This window comes from Flavobacterium sp. CSZ (genome assembly GCF_015350725.1).
Classification (GTDB): domain Bacteria; phylum Bacteroidota; class Bacteroidia; order Flavobacteriales; family Flavobacteriaceae; genus Flavobacterium.
Genome location: NZ_JADKPQ010000001.1, coordinates 154,203 through 170,896, shown reverse-complemented (window position 1 = coordinate 170,896; position 16,694 = coordinate 154,203). Strand labels below are relative to the sequence as shown.

Here is a 16,694-nt window from a genome sequence, read left to right as displayed (position 1 = left end):
TATGACGAAACTATGGGAACTTTATAAGAGCGGAACCTGGGTAGAACCTTTTTTAATTCTGTCCATAGGCCTGTTTATACTAACATCATTTATTCTTTACTTAATAATAATAAGCAGCCGAAGCAGGAAGATAAGAAGGAACAAACGCCTTGCGGAATATACCATCATTATTGAAAAATTAATGTTTTCGGTGGTTTTTCAGGATATGCCTTTTTCAGAAGTTAATAAGGACGAAAATTTTAATAAACTCTTTCGTAAATCCTTTTTCAGGGAAGTTATGATCGATTCGATTATGAATCTTCATAAAAATTACGAAGGAAATTATGCCGAAAAGTTAGAGCAGTTTTACAAAGATTCAGAATTGATAAAAGATTCCTTCAAAAAAATCAGGAGCCTGAGGTGGGAAGTAAAATGCAAAGGAATTACAGAATTATCAGAAATAAATTGTGCTGACGCTTTTGACAGGATCATAAAAGCATCTCAAGGCGGAAATAAAATTTTAAAAATCACAGCCGTGAATGCTGCTATCAAGCTTGGAGGTACAAAAAGTCTGCCGTATCTCACAGAGCATCCACATCCAATTGATGACTGGACTCAGATTAATATCATACATGCTTTCAAAAAGCACGATATTGGCGATATTAAAGGGGTTGAGTTATTGCTTGAATCTCAAAATACAACCGTAATTGCACTAGGATTAAAACTAATTAAGGAGCTTAAACTAACACAAAAAATTCCTTACCTGACAAAGCTGGTTGCTAATGCTCCCAATACCTTAATAAAGTACGAAGCGCAAAATGTACTTCAGTTATTAACTGTTTAATAGAATAAAGAATGACTTTTTTTACTACTGAATTAGCACTTTTTTTTGAGGAATATCTGATCCTTATAATTGGTTATGCCGTATTAATTATGTCTTCTTATCTTGTACTGGCTCACTTGTCTACCAGAGAACTTAGGGAATATCTTAAAAAGAATAGTTTTGTTGATTATGATGTGCTTCTTACAAGTGAATTTGCGCCAAGTCTCTCTCTAATAGCTCCTGCTTACAACGAAGGTTTTACAATTGAAGAAAATGTAAAATCACTACTTTCCCTTAATTACAATAATTACCAGGTTATTGTGGTCAACGACGGAAGCAAGGACAATTCTATGGAAATCCTGATTAAAAAGTACGATCTTGTCCTGACAGAACTTGCTATTCACCCAAAAATAGTAACAAAAAAAATTAGGGGAATTTATACTTCCAGAAATGCTGCTTTCAAAAAACTGATCGTAGTCGATAAGGAAAATGGGGGCAAAGCCGACGCACTAAATGTCGGACTTAATATCGCCCAGAATCAATATGTGGTTTGTATTGATGTTGATTGTATTCTGGATAAAGATGCGTTACTCAAGCTGGCAAAACCTTTTCTGGAATCTTACGGCAAACGTATTATCGCTACTGGTGGTGTAGTCAGGATAGCGAACCAGTGTGTTATTAAAAACGGCCGTTTGGTTGAGGTAAATATTCCGGATAAGATGCTCCCAAGAATACAGGTTTTAGAATACTTAAGAGCGTTTCTTTTAGGCAGAATGGCATGGAGCAGGCTGGATGGTTTATTGCTTATAAGTGGTGCGTTTGGTGCCTTTGATAAGGAAATTGCTTTAATGGCTGGTGGTTATAACACAAAAACAGTTGGTGAAGATATGGAACTGGTCGTGAGAATGCGCCGTTATATGCTGGAAAATAAAATACCGTACGGTGTTAGTTACATACCGGACCCGCTTTGCTGGACAGAAGCACCTGAAGATTTTAAAATATTTAAGAAACAGCGCAGCCGCTGGATGAGAGGGACAATTGAAACACTTAGTCTGCACAAAAAAATGTTTCTGAATCCGAAGTACAAATTGTTGGGTATGATTAGTGTGCCTTACTGGACCTTGTTTGAATTCCTGGCTCCCGGAATAGAATTTATTGGTCTTGTCATAACACTCGTGTTTATTGTAATAGGCTTACTTAACTGGCATTTTTTCATATTGCTGGTTCTTTTTGTTTACTTTTTCGCTGTTATGTTTTCGGTTATAGCGCTTTATAGTGAAGAGTATTCTTATCATAAATACCCAAAACAAACTGATTTTTTTAAACTTTTGATTGCTGCTTTCATAGAACCCATTTACTTTCATCCACTAACAGTTTACGCCGCCCTAATTGGTTACAAAGAAAAAATTATGGGAACCAAAGGCTGGGGAGAAATGACCAGAAAAGGTTTTACTAAGAAATAAAAAAAATGATCGTTAATAAAAAAAATGATCTTAATATATTGATAAATAGTTTTTTTTAATAAAAATGGCGTCAATTGAAGACAATTGACGCCATTTGGCTGTAGTGACCTCGACTGGATTCAAACCAGTAACCTCTTGAGCCGTAATCAAGTGCGCTATTCAGTTGCGCCACGAGGCCTTTTTGTTATCAATTAGCTAATTTTTCGTAGCTTTGTTGATTGCTTATTGCGGGTGCAAAGATAGACATAAATGTGACATAAACAAGCATAAAATAACATAAAAATAAAAAAAAATGAAGATTGAAAATTATATACGTGATATTCAAGGTTTTCCAAAAAAAGAAATTTTGTTTAAAGACATCACTCCGTTACTAAATGATCCAATTGCAACAAAAGAATGCGTTAAGATCTTAGTAGAATCTTTAAAAGGGCAAAAAATAGATAAAGTAGTAGGAGCAGAGAGTCGTGGCTTTTTCTTTGGGATATTATTGGCACAGGAATTAAATGCAGGTTTTGTTCCGGTTCGGAAACCTAAAAAGTTACCGTATGAAACCATTTCCGCTACTTACGAACTAGAATACGGCACAGATAGCTTAGAAATGCACACAGATGCAATAAAAAAAGGAGACAGGGTTTTGATCCATGATGATGTTTTGGCAACAGGAGGGACTGCTAAAGCAGTTTGTGAGTTGGTCGAAAAATTAGGCGGGGTGATTGTTCAATGTAATTTTTTAATGGAGCTCGGTTTTTTAAACGGAAGAGAAAAAATTAAAGATCATCCTATTTTTGCAGCAATCACTTATTAGGATAAAACAACAATAAAAAAATCCCAATGCCGAAATATTTCAGCATTGGGATTTTATATTTTACTCAAACTACTTTTATCTCAAACTGGCTCCAAGCTCTGTCTCAAAAGAATTTTGCAATTTCGACATAATTTTATCAATTTGAGCGTCTGTAAGCGTTTTTGTATTGTCCTGAATGGTGAAACTTAAAGCATACGATTTTTTGCCCTCTGGAAGCTTACTGCCTTCGTAAACGTCAAATAGGTTAACATCTTTCAAAAGTGATTTCTCAGTTTGCTTAGCAAGGTTAAAAATGCTTTCATAAGTAGTGCTCTTATCAATCAATAAAGCTAAATCTCTACGAACTTCAGGATATTTAGGAATTTCAGAATATTTGATTTTTCCTGTAATGATTTTTAGTACTAAATCCCAGTTGAAATCAGCAAAATAAACATCTTGTTTGATTCCGAAATGTTTTAAGATCGATTTCTTAACCACACCCATTTCTACCAATGTATCATTGTTGTAGCAAATAGCAGTTCCTTCTGAGAAAATATCAGATTGTACCGGAGCATTCGAAATTTTATCAATTCCCAAACGGGCAAGAATTCCTTTTACATATCCTTTTAATAAAAAGAAATCAGTTGTTTTTTGCGGATTGGTCCAGCTTTCTTTGTTTCTGTTTCCGGAGATCAATAAAGTCAAATGTTTGTGCTCCTCGTATCCGTTTAGATATTTATGGTATGATTTTCCGAATTCGAATAATTTTAAATCAGAATTTTTTCTGTTAATATTATACGAGATCGCTTCTAAACCAGAGAACAATAAAGATTGACGCATAGTAGATAAATCACTACTTAACGGATTCAGTATCGAAACATTATGCTCTTCTTTTAAAGCAGTCGATAATTTAGCATAAGCAGCTGTTGTCAAAGAATTGGCCATCATTTCATGAAATCCCTGAGAATTCAATTGTGATGCTATTACATTTTGTACTTTATAATCTTCTGTTCTTGGCGAATTAGAAACCGTTGCATTGAATTTTTTAGAGAAATTGATATTGTTATATCCGTACACTCTTAAAATTTCTTCGATTACATCTATTTCACGTTGTACATCTACACGGTATGCAGGAATTGTCAATCCTAAACCGGAATCAGAAACGCTGTTTACTTTTATATCTAAAGAAACCAGAATTTTTTTGATAGTATCTTTCGGAATTTCCTGTCCGATAATTTTAGAAACATGACTAAAATTCAATAAAACAGAGAAATCTTCTATTTTTTTAGGATAAACTTCTACAACATCAGAAGTGATTTTTCCGCCTGCAACTTCCAATATTAAAAGGGCTGCACGTTTCAAAGCATATTCTGTAATCGTTGGGTCAATTCCTCTTTCAAATCTAAAAGAAGCATCCGTATTCAATTGATGTCTTTTGGCTGTTTTACGAACACTTACAGCATCAAAATAAGCACTTTCTAAGAATATAGTAGTGGTTCCATCTGATACTCCTGATTTTTTTCCTCCAAAAACTCCCGCAATACAAAGCGGACCTTTTTCGTCGCAAATCATTAAATCCTCTTTGTGTAAAGTTCTTTCAACATCATCTAAAGTCACAAATTTAGTACCTTCAGGAAGTGTTTTTACAGTGATTTTTCCGTTGATTTTTGCCGCATCAAAAGCATGCAAAGGCTGTCCTAATTCATGTAAAACATAATTAGTAACATCGACAATATTATTTTTTGGAGTTAATCCAATAGCTTTTAAACGATCCTGTAACCAGGCCGGAGATTCCTGAACGGAAATTCCTGAAATAGTTACACCGCAGTATCTTGGAGCCAAAAGAGGTTCTTCGACATTCACGTCAATTTTTAAGGTACGCATGTCTACTCTAAAATTACTCACAGATGGCGTGATCAATTCTACGTTTACACCACGTTGCAGCATTCCTGCTCTTAAATCACGTGCAGTTCCAAGATGACTCATGGCATCAGCACGATTTGGAGTTAATCCTATTTCGAATACTTCGTCATTTACTACCTGAAAAACGTCTGCAGCGGGCGTTCCCGGTACTAATTTTTCATCCAGAATCATAATTCCGTCATGGCTTGTACCTAAACCAAGTTCATCTTCGGCACAAATCATTCCGTGGCTTTCCTGTCCGCGAATTTTTCCTTTTTTAATAGTGAATTCAGCACCATCTTTATCATATAAAACTGTTCCTATAGTAGCTACAGGAACTTTTTGCCCTGCTGCAACATTCGCTGCGCCACAAACAATTTGTATAGGAGCTTCTAAACCAATATTTACAGTTGTAATGTTTAATCTATCCGCATCAGGGTGCTTTTCGCAAGTAAGTACGTGTCCTACAACCACTCCTTCTAAACCGCCTTTAACTGATTGGTATTTTTCGACAACTTCTACTTCAAGACCTAAATCTGTAAGTAATTCTGAAGTTTGTTCAGATGTCCAGTCTGTTTTAATAAATTGTTTTAACCAGTTGTAAGATATTTTCATGTTAACTTTTTTATTCTTGTATAAGGATACAAATATAAGGATTGCGTGTGGTAGTAAGAAACAATTTATTTGGTTTTTTCGAGCTGTTTTTATTTTATATAAAACCTATTGTTATTGAGGAGTTTGTATTTTTAATGCTAATATTTTGATAATTAAATATTAAAAGTTAGTTGTAAAAGCGAATGTGTAATTTTTGTGCTACTAGATGAATGAAAAGTGCTATTCAGTTTCAATTTATGAAAGTAAATTTGAAATGAATCAAAAACTTTTTATTATGAGTAATATAGCACAAAGACCTGAATTTAAGGCAAAATATGATAATTATATCAACGGAAAATTTACTGCTCCGGTAAAAGGAGAGTATTTTGATGTTCTTTCTCCTATTGATGGAAAAGTATTTACCAAAGCCGCACATTCAGGTAAAGAAGATTTAGAATTGGCCGTTGATGCAGCCTACGAAGCGTTTAAAACATGGGGAAAAACCTCGGTTACCGAAAGAAGTATTCTGCTAAATAAAATAGCACAAAAAATAGAAGACAATCAGGAGTATATCGCGACTGTAGAAACCATTGATAACGGGAAACCAATTCGTGAAACACTGGCAGCAGATATTCCGCTGGCAATAGATCACTTTCGATATTTTGCAGGCGTAATTCGTGCCGAAGAAAGCTCTATCGCAGAACTGGATTCTCAAACGGTTTCGATTGCTTTAAGTGAACCATTAGGAGTTGTTGCTCAGATTATTCCGTGGAATTTCCCTATTTTAATGGCGGTTTGGAAAATCGCTCCGGCACTCGCAGCAGGAAATACTATTGTTTTGAAACCTGCAGAAAGTACGCCGATTTCTATTTTAGTTCTTATGGAATTAATAGGCGATATTCTTCCTCCGGGAGTTTTAAATATCGTAAACGGTTTTGGAGCTGAGCTTGGTCGTCCTTTGGTTACAAATAAAAAAGTGGCTAAAGCAGCATTTACAGGATCAACTACTACAGGACGTTTGGTAATGCAATATGCTACCGAAAATATTATTCCGGTAACCTTAGAATTAGGAGGTAAATCTCCAAATATCTTCTTTCCATCAGTAGCAGATCACGATGATGATTTCTTCGACAAAGCGATCGAAGGTGCTGTATTATTTGCTTTAAATCAAGGCGAAATCTGTACTTGTCCTTCAAGATTACTGATTCATGAAGATATTTATGACAAGTTTATTGCTAAAGTAATTGAAAGAACTGAGGCTATTATTGCCGGAAATCCACTGGATAAGTCAACTATGATTGGCGCTCAGACCTCATTGGTACAGAAAGAAAAAATCATGTCTTATATAAAATTAGGTAAAGAAGAAGGAGCCGAGCTTTTGACAGGAGGAGACGAAAATCATTTAGGGGGAGATCTTGAAGGCGGTTATTATATCAAGCCAACTTTATTTAAAGGAAACAATAAAATGAGAATTTTCCAGGAAGAAATTTTTGGACCAGTTCTGGCAGTTACGACTTTTAAAACGACTGAAGAAGCTATTGAAATTGCGAATGACACCATGTACGGTTTGGGGGCCGGAGTATGGACACGTGATGCACATGAAATTTATCAGGTGCCAAGAGCAATTCAGTCAGGTCGTGTCTGGATCAATCAATATCATTCATATCCTGCCGGAGCGCCTTTTGGAGGCTATAAACAATCCGGAATTGGCCGTGAAAATCATAAAATAATGTTAGGACAATATCGTCAAACCAAAAATATGCTGATTTCTTATGATAAAAAGAAATTAGGCTTTTTTTAATTTGTTATTATGTTGGTTTAAAAAGGTAAGTTTCTGGCTTACCTTTTTTTGTAAATTTAATTTAAAAGAAAAAGATTATGATAAAGAGACTCGACGCCACAGATCAAGCCATTGAACTGATTAATATTCTAAAAGAAAAACACGGCGATTTGATGTTTTATCAGGCCGGAGGCTGTTGCGAAGGAACGCAGCCACAATGTTTTGAAAAAGGCGGATATTATCAGCGAATGGGGGATGTTTGTGTAGGAACTATAGAAGACACAGAATTTTGGGTAGATAAAGATTTATTCGAATATTGGAAACATGCCCATTTTACCCTAAAAGTAATCGACGCTTTTGGTGTAGGAGGTTTTTCGCTAGAAACTCCTTTGAAAAAAACATTTCAAATCGAATATAGAATTTTTACAGAAGAAGAAGAGAAAGATTTGGAACCGGTTAGTTTTATAGAATAAGTTCTAAGTTGCTAAGATTCTAAGGTTCTGAGTTTTTCCGTCTCTACGGTAAGAATGCTTTGGAGATTTTTTATTTTTAAGAGTAACATAAAATGAGAGAGTAAGGCAAAAAAAAAACTTAGAACCTTAGCGACTTAGAGTCTCAGCATCTTTAATTAACATACAACAACTGATATTGCTTAGGCGTAATTCCCTCGTGTTTTTTAAACAATCGGATAAAGTAATTAGCATCTTCAAAACCGGATAAATAGCAAACTTCGTTAATCTGAATGCCGGGATTTCTTAGTAGTTTTTTGGCGTGTTTTATTTTTTCATTCAAAACATATTCAATCGGGCTCATGCCTAATTCCCGTTTGAAAAAGCGATAAAAAGAAGCTGTACTCATACAGGCTTTTTCGCTCAGGCTTTTCAAATTTATATTTTCTTTTAAATTAAGCCTGATAAACTCGGTAACTTCAAAAATTGGACTGTTTGAAGAAACCGAAATTCCCTGATCAATTGATTTTGCTGTTTGCGTTTGTATAATTCTAATTAATAATTCCTGTAAAGTCAAGTCGGCCAGAGCATCTTTTGTCATTGAGGTACCCATGCACTCTTTAATCAATTTGTTGATTGTAAGGGCAAGATCTATATTGTTATAAAAGAAATAGTTTTGATAATTTAATTGCCAATAACAATCGCTGCCTTCTTTAGGATAATGTTCGTTTAGAAAATTTAAGGTATGATTTATTTTAGCCTTGTCGATTGCGAGTGCCAGACATTGCGTTGGATTTTCTCTCGAAGCTTCAGGAAAATCAATTTTCATTTCCACATTCGACGGAATAACGACTGTTTCTCCCGGCAGATAATCAAATCCGGGCTCATCAAAAAGATGCATGATCTTTTTTCCTCTCAGCATACTGGTCACCACAAAATCGTTAAATTTTAGTGGTACTAATTGAGAAGATTCGTAGGTTTCAAAAATATTTAACTCACAATGATTTAATGTGTAAACGGTCCTGTTTTCAACAAGTGTTTTCAATGATTTTTCATTCGATAAATGCGGAGGATTTATTAAAGCACGTTGGTTATTCATTGTGATTAAATTTTGAAGTAAGGCTTTAAATTTAATAAAAAAAATGAATAGAAACCTCAGATTTAACGTTTAATTAAATCAGTTCTTCAACATGTTTTTTAATATTTTCTGCAATTTTTTTGGTAGGCAGATCATTTTCGTCGTCACCAAACGGATCTTCAATTTCCTCTGCAATAAGCTCTAAACTCGCCAGTACATAAAAAATAAAAACAACAACCGGAGCAACAAAATATCCCAGACTAATCGAGTAACCAAAAGGTAATGTCATGGTATAAAAGAAAATGAATTTCTTTATGAAAGCACTGTAAGAGTAAGGAATAGGCGTGTTTTTTATTCTTTCGCAGGCACCGCATATATCCGTAAAAGATTGTAATTCTTCGTTTAAAATAATGAGTTGTTCTCCGGTAATTTTTTTAGAATCATACAAATCATTGATCTTATGAAACATCATTCTTTTTACCTGATTAGGTTTGTGTTTATGATGGTCAATTTCTAAATCTACATCATCAAAAAGCTGCTTACTAGTTTCAGTATCATGAAGATGTCTGTGCAAGATTGAAGCATAAGTAGGAATGAATTTTCTGAAGAATTTTCGATCACTTTCATCTTTCAGCATTGCCGAAAGTTTAATAGCAAGATTACGGCTATTGTTGACCAGGCCTCCCCATAATTTTCGCCCTTCCCACCAGCGGTCGTAAGCGGTATTGGTTCTAAAAACAAGCAGTAACGAAATTACAAAACCTAACATTCCGTGCATGATGGGAATGTTATGGATGTAATCGTTTTTACCTACTTTAAAATAGGCGATTTCAAGATACGCAATTACAGAAGAATAAATTCCGATAGCGATCATTATCGGAAACAGTTTTCTTGCTGTATCTGATTTATGAACATGGAAAATAAAAGTAAACCAGTCCTTGGTATTATATGAGATCATTTAAGTTTGTTTTGAAACAAATTTAATCTAAAAATTAATATTTCCTGCTAATTCTTTCAGGGCAATTTCAGATAATTTAGCCTCATATTGTGCGTTGCTGTAACGTACTTTTGCATTCACATAATTCAACTGAGCTGTTCTGAAATCAAGAGTTGTTATGGTTCCGATTCTGAATTTATCAAGCGTAATATCTAAGTTTTGCTTTGCAATAGCCTGATTATCTTCTTCAAGATCAATTAATTCCAAGTTGGTTAGATACGTTTGAAAAGCCGTACTCAATTGCGTATTCAAAATCATGTTTTGCTGCTCTATGGCAATTTGAGAATTTTCGATTTGCAATTTGGCTACTTTTTCATTTCTATGCTGATTCAATCCATCAAAAATATTCAGTGAAGCATTAAAACCGTATGTAAAACCTTTTGAAGAGTTTTCGCTTGTAAATCCAAGACTTGACTGGCTTTCAGAAAAATTATAACCTGACGTTAAATTTACGGTCGGGTATCGGCTTGCTTTTACTTGTTTAAGTTGTAATTCTGCAATACGTTTATTGATAACCTGCGCTTCTAAAGCCGGATTTTGTTTTTTTGCAAGATCCATTAAATCTATCAATACCAGTTTGTTATCTACGGTAACCAAATCAGTTACTGTAAAATCAATTTGGGGATCACGTGCTAAATACTGATTCAGTAAAATTTTGGCATTTTTATACGACTCTTTTTGCCTTAATAAAGCAACCTGATCTGTGTTTAAATCAACCTGCGCGTTTAAAACTTCTAATTTTGAAGCTTTACCAATCGTGAAACGGTTTTGTGCCAATTGAACTCTTTGTTTAGAAATTACAATTGTAGTATCTAAAGCCGATAACTGATGCTGTTGCTGTACTAAATCATAATAAGCTGAATTTACCTGACCAATTTTCATTAAAACCGTTCTTTTTAATTCGGCATCGCCTAATTTTTGAAGCTCTTTTAGCTGATCGTATCTGGCAAACATTCTCATTCCGTCAAAAACAGTCCAGCCTAAACTAACCCCATACGTTAAACTGTTGTTTTTTGCATTATTTAATGTAGTTGATGTTCCGTCCTGACGTACCTGCGTAGAGTTTGTAACGCTGTTATTGTCTACAATATTAGCTGTTGCAGTTGGCAGGATACCTGCATTTCCAACGGTAACGTTTGTTTCGCTTATGGTTGAATTATTTTTAGCAATCTTAATTTCAAAGTTATTTTCTAAAGCTATTTTCATAGCATCTTCGATAGTCAGGATTTCCTGTGCGCTGCTTTTTGCTGCACAAAACAAAAATAAAACGAGACTTATTAATGTTATTTTAGTTTTCATATGATGAATGGTTAGCTGCGAATAACACTTTAAAACGAAATTCACATCTATATTATTTCAAATTTTAATATCTATTTATGGCTCTCTCTTTCGTATTCTTCGATATGATCAAATTCCGGATAATGTTTTCTGGCTTTAGACCACATCAAATAAATAGCCGGGATTACAAAAAGTGTCAATGCTAATGAGAAAATAGTTCCTCCCACAATTACAACTCCCATCCCGATTCTACTGGTAGAAGCTGCTCCAAGGGACATTGCAATTGGTAATGCTCCTAAGGCAATGGCCAAACTTGTCATTAAAATTGGGCGTAAACGTGCTTCTGATGCTTCAAGAATGGCTTCCATTTTTGGTTTTCCCTGTTCTCGAAGCTGATTGGCAAATTCTACAATCAAAATACCATTTTTAGTTACCAGACCAATAAGCATTACCGTACCAATCTGACTGAATATATTCCAGGTTTGATTGAATAACCATAAGGAGAATAAAGCTCCTGCAACGGCCATTGGCACAGTCAAAATAATAATCAACGGATCGATAAAACTCTCGAATTGTGCGGCAAGAATCAAAAAGATTAATAACAAAGCCAATCCAAAAGCAAAAGAAGTATTCGAACTGCTTTCGACAAAATCTCGCGATTCTCCACTTAAATCGGTGGTAAAACTCTGGTCTAGAACTTTAGCTTTAATTCTATCCATTTCTTCGATACCATCGCTGATACTTTTGCCCGGAGCCAAACCTGCAGAAACTGTTGCCGACATGTATCTGTTATTATGATACAATTGTGGCGGGTTACTTTGCTCTTCGACTTTTACGACATTATCCATCTGAATCAACTGACCGGATTTGTTTCGAACAAACATCGAAGTTAAATCTAATGGTTTCGAACGGTCTTTTTGATCAAACTGACCAATGACCTGATATTGTTTTCCGTTTTTAATGAAATATCCAAAACGTTGTCCGCTTAAAGAAAGCTGCAAAGTCTGAGCAATATCCATAATTGATATACCTAAACTTTCGGCCTTTTCACGATCGATACTTACGTTGATTTCAGGTTTGTTGAATTTTAAATTCACATCCGAAGTCGAGAAAACATCACTTTTACCCACTTCACTCATGAAAACAGGAATTTTTTCTCTCAGTTTCTCAAAATTTGGAGCCTGAATAATGTACTGAATCGGAAGTCCTCCACGTCGGTTTACGGCAATTGTAGGCTGCTGAATTACAGATGTTTTAGCATCCGGGTATTTTTTAGTCCATTTGGTTAATTGATCTGCAATATCTTTTTGAGACTTAGTTCTTTCATCCGGTTCTTTCAACGAAAGCCTGATAAATCCTGAATTTGTTGCAGAACCTCCGGAACCTCCTGCTGTAATGACTAAACTTACTTTTTTCTCCGGGATAGAATCATCAACCAATCTCGACATTTCCTGCATAAAACGGTTGGTATAGTCATAAGAAGAACCCTCCGGAGTAGTCATACGCATGGTTACAGAACTACGGTCATCATAAGGAGCGGTTTCTTTTGGAAGTATGGTAAAGAATAAATAAATCAATCCAAAACAAGCAATAAGAATAGGGAAGGAGATCCATTTTTTTTCCATGAATCGGCCTAATGATGCTGCATATCCGCTATTTAGTTTTTCGAAAAAAGGTTCTGTTTTTATATAGAATTTTGATTTTTTCTGTTCTCCGCCTTTCATCAAATAAGCATTCAGCATTGGTGTTAACGTCAAGGATACAAAAGCTGAGATTAAAACCGCGGCCCCAATTACGACCCCAAATTCCCGAAAGAGTCGGCCTACGAAACCTTCTAAGAAAATTACAGGCAAGAATACGGCAGCAAGTGTAACGGAAATCGAGATTACAGCATAGAAAATTTCATTAGAACCTTTGATAGCCGCTTCGATTGGCGACATTCCTTCTTCGACTTTTTTGAAGATATTTTCGGTTACTACAATTCCGTCATCGACCACCAGACCAGTTGCTAATACAATTGCCAATAAGGTTAATACGTTGATAGAAAACCCGAACAACCACATGATAAAAAACGTAGCAATTAAAGATACCGGAATATCAATTAAAGGCCTGAATGCAATGGCCCAATCTCTAAAAAACAAATAGATAATGATGATTACCAGAATAATCGAAATCCCTAAAGTTTCAGCCACTTCAAGTACCGATTTTTTTACGAAAAGCGTATTGTCAAGTGCTATGTTTAGTTTGATATCCTTTGGAAGATCCTTTTTTAAAGCGTCATATTTTTTATAAAATTCTTTCGAAATATCCAGGTAATTCGCTCCCGGCATTGGTACAATGGCCATACCAATCATTGGAAGACCTGAAGATGTTAAAGAAGTTTCGATATTTTCTGGTCCTAATTCAGCACCTCCAACATCGCTCAAACGAACAATTTTATCTCCGTCTGTTCGAATAATAATATCGTTAAATTCTTCCGGTTTCGAAAGATTTCCAATGGTCTTTACAGTCAATTCTGTATTGTTTCCGGTTAATTTTCCGGAAGGTAATTCTACATTTTGTGCGTTTAAGGCATTTCGAACATCCGAAACCGTACAGTTATAAGCGTTTAATTTTATCGGATCAATCCACAAACGCATGGCGTAACGTTTTTGTCCCCAGATTTGAACACCACTCACTCCGGGAATTGTTTCTAAACGTTGTGAAATAACATTTTCTGCATAATCACTTAATTCCAAAGAACTTCTGCTATCACTCTGAACAGTCATCGAAATAATAGATTCACTATCGGCATCGGCTTTAGAAACTACCGGCGGTGCATCAATATCCTGCGGTAAACTTCGAACAGCTTGCGAAACTTTGTCACGAACGTCGTTTGCGGCTTCTTCAAGATTTTTATCCAGATTAAATTCGATGGTAATATTACTGCTTCCCTGATTACTGGATGATGTGATATTTCGAATCCCGTCAATTGCATTTACTGCTTTTTCAAGAGGTTCTGTAATTTGTGATTCTATAATATCAGAATTGGCTCCTGTATAATTGGTTCTAATGGAAACCTGTGCAGGGTCGATCGAAGGAAATTCCCGAACACCCAAAAATGTATAACCAATAAAACCGAATAGAATAATCAGAAGATTCAGTACAATGGTTAAAACAGGTCTTTTTATACTAGTAGTAGATAAACTCATTTGAGATTTTGGATTTTAGAGTTCAGATTTTAGATTTTAGAAAATAGAATAAAGAAAATAGAAATAAGACTTGAAGCTTAAAACCTATAACTCAGATCTAACTCATAACCCATAACTCTTAACTTAAAATTATTTTTTTACTTGAACTTTTATTGATGCCTCATTCTTTAATGACATTACGCCACTGGTAATTAAGGTATCTCCGGCTTTTAATCCTGATAAAATCAAAATTGAAGAATCGGTTCTTGTAGTAGCATCAACCATAACTTCTTTGGCTTTTCCCATATTGGCCACGTACACTTTTTTACCGCTTTGAACAGGCACAATCGCTTCTGAAGGCACCACTATCGCATCTTTGATGATGTTTAGAGGTAGTTTTACATCAGCAAAAGTTCCAGGGAAAAGTTTCCCATCGATATTATCTGCAATGGCGCGAATTTTCAAGGTGCGTGTTGCTACTTCCACTTCCGGCTCAATCGCATAAATCTTTGCCTTATATACTTTATCTGATCCTGAAACCGCAAAGTCGATTGTTGATCCTGATTTTACCTGCGAAGCGTATTTTTCAGGAATAGAAAATGTGATTTTTAATTTTCCTGTATTTACTAATTTGGCCACCAAAACCGTTGGCGTAATATAAGTTCCCGGTGATATAGAGCGTAAACCAATTTTACCCGAAAAAGGAGCTTTTACAGCTGTTTTTGCTATTTGCGCTCTTATTAATTGAGTTTGCGCTTTCATCGAAGCGTAATCAGCGTTGGCAACATCAAATTCTTCCTGACTAATAGCCTCTTTCTGAAGCAGTAATTTTGCTCTTCTTTCGTTTTCACTAGCCAGGCCTTCTTTGGTTACAGCCTGTCTTAATTGTGCTTTAAGTTCGATATCATTTACCTTAAAAAGAACCTGACCTTTATTTACAAAACTACCTTCATTAAAATAAATTCCTTCAACAATTCCTGAAACTTCACTGTGAATTTCTATTTGTTCATTTGCCTCAATTGACCCTGAAAGTGATAGGTTATTATCGAAAGTAGCAGTTTGCACCACAATTCCTGTTACTGTTGTAGGCTTGTCCTTGTCGCCAAAATTTTTAGATTCTTCGTTCTTCTTTTTGTTTGAAACTATTCTGTAGGTTATAAATCCTCCGATGCATATAATCAGCAAGGCATAAATAAGGTTTTTTACTTTCATAAAATTGAGGTAAATGTTTTTTGGGTATGTGTTTTTAGTAAGCCTACAAATTTAACTTTTTGAAACGAAAACGAAAGATGTTGGGTTTTATTTAACACTTGTATGATATTAATTTTAAATGTCTTTTAACAGCTATGTTCGCCGCTTTTTTGTAATTAGATATGATTTTCCGCAAATGGTTTAATGGGATTGAATTTATTTATAATTAAATTGTTTTTAGAGTTTATTAATCATCTTTTCAGGTACTAATACGCTTTATTTATATGTTTTTAGTTACGTATTTTTACTTAAAACAATCTTTTAAAAGTAATATTATTCTTTCTTTTTGTGAATTATTTGTGTTTTTGTCTGATTTTTTTTGCAGTTTATCGATTTTATTCGTAACATTAATATGCTTAAACAAAATGATCTTTTTTTTGTACGAATAGTAATGTTTTTGGTGGTTAAGCTGTTAAATGTGTAGGTTTTTTATTTGCTTTTAAGTTGTAAATATTTCATGTCAAAATAAATTATTTAACAGTCGTTTAAACAATTTTTATTTTAACCCCAAAAACTGCCTTTTATGCTAAGAAAATTACTTGTTGGCTTATGGATGTTATTATTATGCGCTGCCATTTCTGTTTTATTCTGGCAAAACGAATTCAAATACAGTTTACCTACACCAGTTCCTAAAAACTATCATGATATAGCCATGGGAAGTAAAATTGACCTTAAGTGCTGTACAACAGACACGAGGCCAATTTTTATTCACTTTTTCAATCCGGATTGTCCTTGTTCCCGCTTTAATATTCCTCACGTAAGCGGTCTTATCAAAAAGTACGGAAATCAGATTAATTTTAAAATTGTAGTTCTCAACAAACAAAAGGACTTTACAATAGAAGAGATTCAGAAAAAATTTGATGCCAATATTCCGGTTTATTTTGATGAAAGTATAGCAAAAGATTGTGGTGTTTTCTCAACGCCTCAGGCAGTCCTTTTAGATGGTTCAAGAAACTTATATTACCGCGGAAACTACAACAAAACAAGATATTGTACCAATGCCGATAGTAATTATGCGAAAATGGCAATTGATGCTTTATTAAAACAAACCAAGTCCCCTTCGTTTGATGCTTTAGCTCTGAGAGCTTATGGATGCTCGCTACCAAAATGCACTAAATAAATCTATTTCTTAACCTAATCTATTTA

At 34.8% G+C, this 16,694-nt stretch carries 12 protein-coding genes and 1 tRNA gene; 6 read left to right on the top strand and 7 right to left on the bottom strand.

Annotated elements, in window-relative coordinates; genetic code table 11:
* The first annotated feature begins 1 nt into the window (after position 1).
* A complete protein-coding gene (locus tag IRZ78_RS00805) occupies positions 2-823 on the top strand; it encodes a HEAT repeat domain-containing protein (protein ID WP_194614703.1) in 822 nt (273 codons plus the stop codon).
* Positions 824-834: 11 nt separating this feature from the next.
* Positions 835-2,265 carry a glycosyltransferase gene (locus tag IRZ78_RS00800; protein WP_228520307.1) on the top strand — a complete coding sequence of 477 codons (1,431 nt, stop codon included), beginning with the start codon at positions 835-837 and terminating at the stop codon, positions 2,263-2,265.
* A gap of 104 nt (positions 2,266-2,369) precedes the next feature.
* Here IRZ78_RS00800 and IRZ78_RS00795 read toward each other — a convergent pair.
* Positions 2,370-2,443: transfer RNA gene (locus IRZ78_RS00795), tRNA-Arg, on the bottom strand.
* A 114-nt stretch (positions 2,444-2,557) separates the two neighbouring features.
* On the opposite strand from IRZ78_RS00795, the gene IRZ78_RS00790 reads away from it, so the two are divergent.
* Complete coding sequence (locus IRZ78_RS00790; protein ID WP_194614702.1) at positions 2,558-3,070, top strand: adenine phosphoribosyltransferase; 513 nt, start codon at positions 2,558-2,560, stop codon at positions 3,068-3,070.
* 75 nt (positions 3,071-3,145) lie between these two features.
* On the opposite strand, the gene pheT is transcribed toward IRZ78_RS00790, so the two are convergent.
* On the bottom strand, positions 3,146-5,566 hold the full coding sequence (pheT, locus tag IRZ78_RS00785) for a phenylalanine--tRNA ligase subunit beta (protein ID WP_194614701.1): 2,421 nt from the start codon (positions 5,564-5,566) through the stop codon (positions 3,146-3,148).
* Positions 5,567-5,840: 274 nt separating this feature from the next.
* Here pheT and IRZ78_RS00780 point away from each other — a divergent pair, with 274 nt between their 5' ends.
* Positions 5,841-7,346 carry an aldehyde dehydrogenase family protein gene (locus IRZ78_RS00780; protein ID WP_194614700.1) on the top strand — a complete coding sequence of 502 codons (1,506 nt, stop codon included), beginning with the start codon at positions 5,841-5,843 and terminating at the stop codon, positions 7,344-7,346.
* A 77-nt stretch (positions 7,347-7,423) separates the two neighbouring features.
* Positions 7,424-7,798, top strand: coding sequence for a DUF779 domain-containing protein (locus tag IRZ78_RS00775; RefSeq protein ID WP_194614699.1), 375 nt, complete (start codon positions 7,424-7,426; stop codon positions 7,796-7,798).
* A 151-nt stretch (positions 7,799-7,949) separates the two neighbouring features.
* Here IRZ78_RS00775 and IRZ78_RS00770 read toward each other — a convergent pair whose 3' ends face one another.
* The 5 genes from IRZ78_RS00770 to IRZ78_RS00750 all read right to left on the bottom strand — a co-directional run bounded on the left by IRZ78_RS00770 (position 7,950) and on the right by IRZ78_RS00750 (position 15,509).
* A complete protein-coding gene (locus tag IRZ78_RS00770; protein ID WP_194614698.1) occupies positions 7,950-8,873 on the bottom strand; it encodes a helix-turn-helix domain-containing protein in 924 nt (307 codons plus the stop codon).
* A 73-nt stretch (positions 8,874-8,946) separates the two neighbouring features.
* Positions 8,947-9,810: a bestrophin family ion channel gene (locus IRZ78_RS00765; protein WP_194614697.1), complete on the bottom strand. Its 864-nt coding sequence runs from the start codon at positions 9,808-9,810 to the stop codon at positions 8,947-8,949.
* A gap of 27 nt (positions 9,811-9,837) precedes the next feature.
* Complete coding sequence (locus IRZ78_RS00760) at positions 9,838-11,148, bottom strand: TolC family protein (protein WP_194614696.1); 1,311 nt, start codon at positions 11,146-11,148, stop codon at positions 9,838-9,840.
* A gap of 71 nt (positions 11,149-11,219) precedes the next feature.
* Positions 11,220-14,318, bottom strand: a complete 3,099-nt coding sequence (locus IRZ78_RS00755; RefSeq protein ID WP_194614695.1) for an efflux RND transporter permease subunit — start codon at positions 14,316-14,318, stop codon at positions 11,220-11,222.
* Positions 14,319-14,447: 129 nt separating this feature from the next.
* Positions 14,448-15,509 (bottom strand): efflux RND transporter periplasmic adaptor subunit, encoded by a 1,062-nt coding sequence (locus tag IRZ78_RS00750; protein ID WP_194614694.1) that lies wholly within the window; start codon positions 15,507-15,509, stop codon positions 14,448-14,450.
* 562 nt (positions 15,510-16,071) lie between these two features.
* Here IRZ78_RS00750 and IRZ78_RS00745 point away from each other — a divergent pair.
* Positions 16,072-16,668, top strand: a complete 597-nt coding sequence (locus tag IRZ78_RS00745; RefSeq protein ID WP_194614693.1) for a thioredoxin fold domain-containing protein — start codon at positions 16,072-16,074, stop codon at positions 16,666-16,668.
* The last annotated feature ends 26 nt before the right edge of the window (positions 16,669-16,694 follow it).

Coding starts and splice junctions, on each gene's coding strand:
- IRZ78_RS00775 (WP_194614699.1), top strand. CDS start 7,424: ATGATAAAGAGACTCGACGCCACAGATCAAGCCATTGAACTGATTAAT.
- IRZ78_RS00805 (WP_194614703.1), top strand. CDS start 2: ATGACGAAACTATGGGAACTTTATAAGAGCGGAACCTGGGTAGAACCT.
- IRZ78_RS00780 (WP_194614700.1), top strand. CDS start 5,841: ATGAGTAATATAGCACAAAGACCTGAATTTAAGGCAAAATATGATAAT.
- pheT (WP_194614701.1), bottom strand. CDS start 5,566: ATGAAAATATCTTACAACTGGTTAAAACAATTTATTAAAACAGACTGG.
- IRZ78_RS00760 (WP_194614696.1), bottom strand. CDS start 11,148: ATGAAAACTAAAATAACATTAATAAGTCTCGTTTTATTTTTGTTTTGT.
- IRZ78_RS00770 (WP_194614698.1), bottom strand. CDS start 8,873: ATGAATAACCAACGTGCTTTAATAAATCCTCCGCATTTATCGAATGAA.
- IRZ78_RS00765 (WP_194614697.1), bottom strand. CDS start 9,810: ATGATCTCATATAATACCAAGGACTGGTTTACTTTTATTTTCCATGTT.
- IRZ78_RS00790 (WP_194614702.1), top strand. CDS start 2,558: ATGAAGATTGAAAATTATATACGTGATATTCAAGGTTTTCCAAAAAAA.
- IRZ78_RS00745 (WP_194614693.1), top strand. CDS start 16,072: ATGCTAAGAAAATTACTTGTTGGCTTATGGATGTTATTATTATGCGCT.
- IRZ78_RS00755 (WP_194614695.1), bottom strand. CDS start 14,318: ATGAGTTTATCTACTACTAGTATAAAAAGACCTGTTTTAACCATTGTA.
- IRZ78_RS00750 (WP_194614694.1), bottom strand. CDS start 15,509: ATGAAAGTAAAAAACCTTATTTATGCCTTGCTGATTATATGCATCGGA.
- IRZ78_RS00800 (WP_228520307.1), top strand. CDS start 835: ATGACTTTTTTTACTACTGAATTAGCACTTTTTTTTGAGGAATATCTG.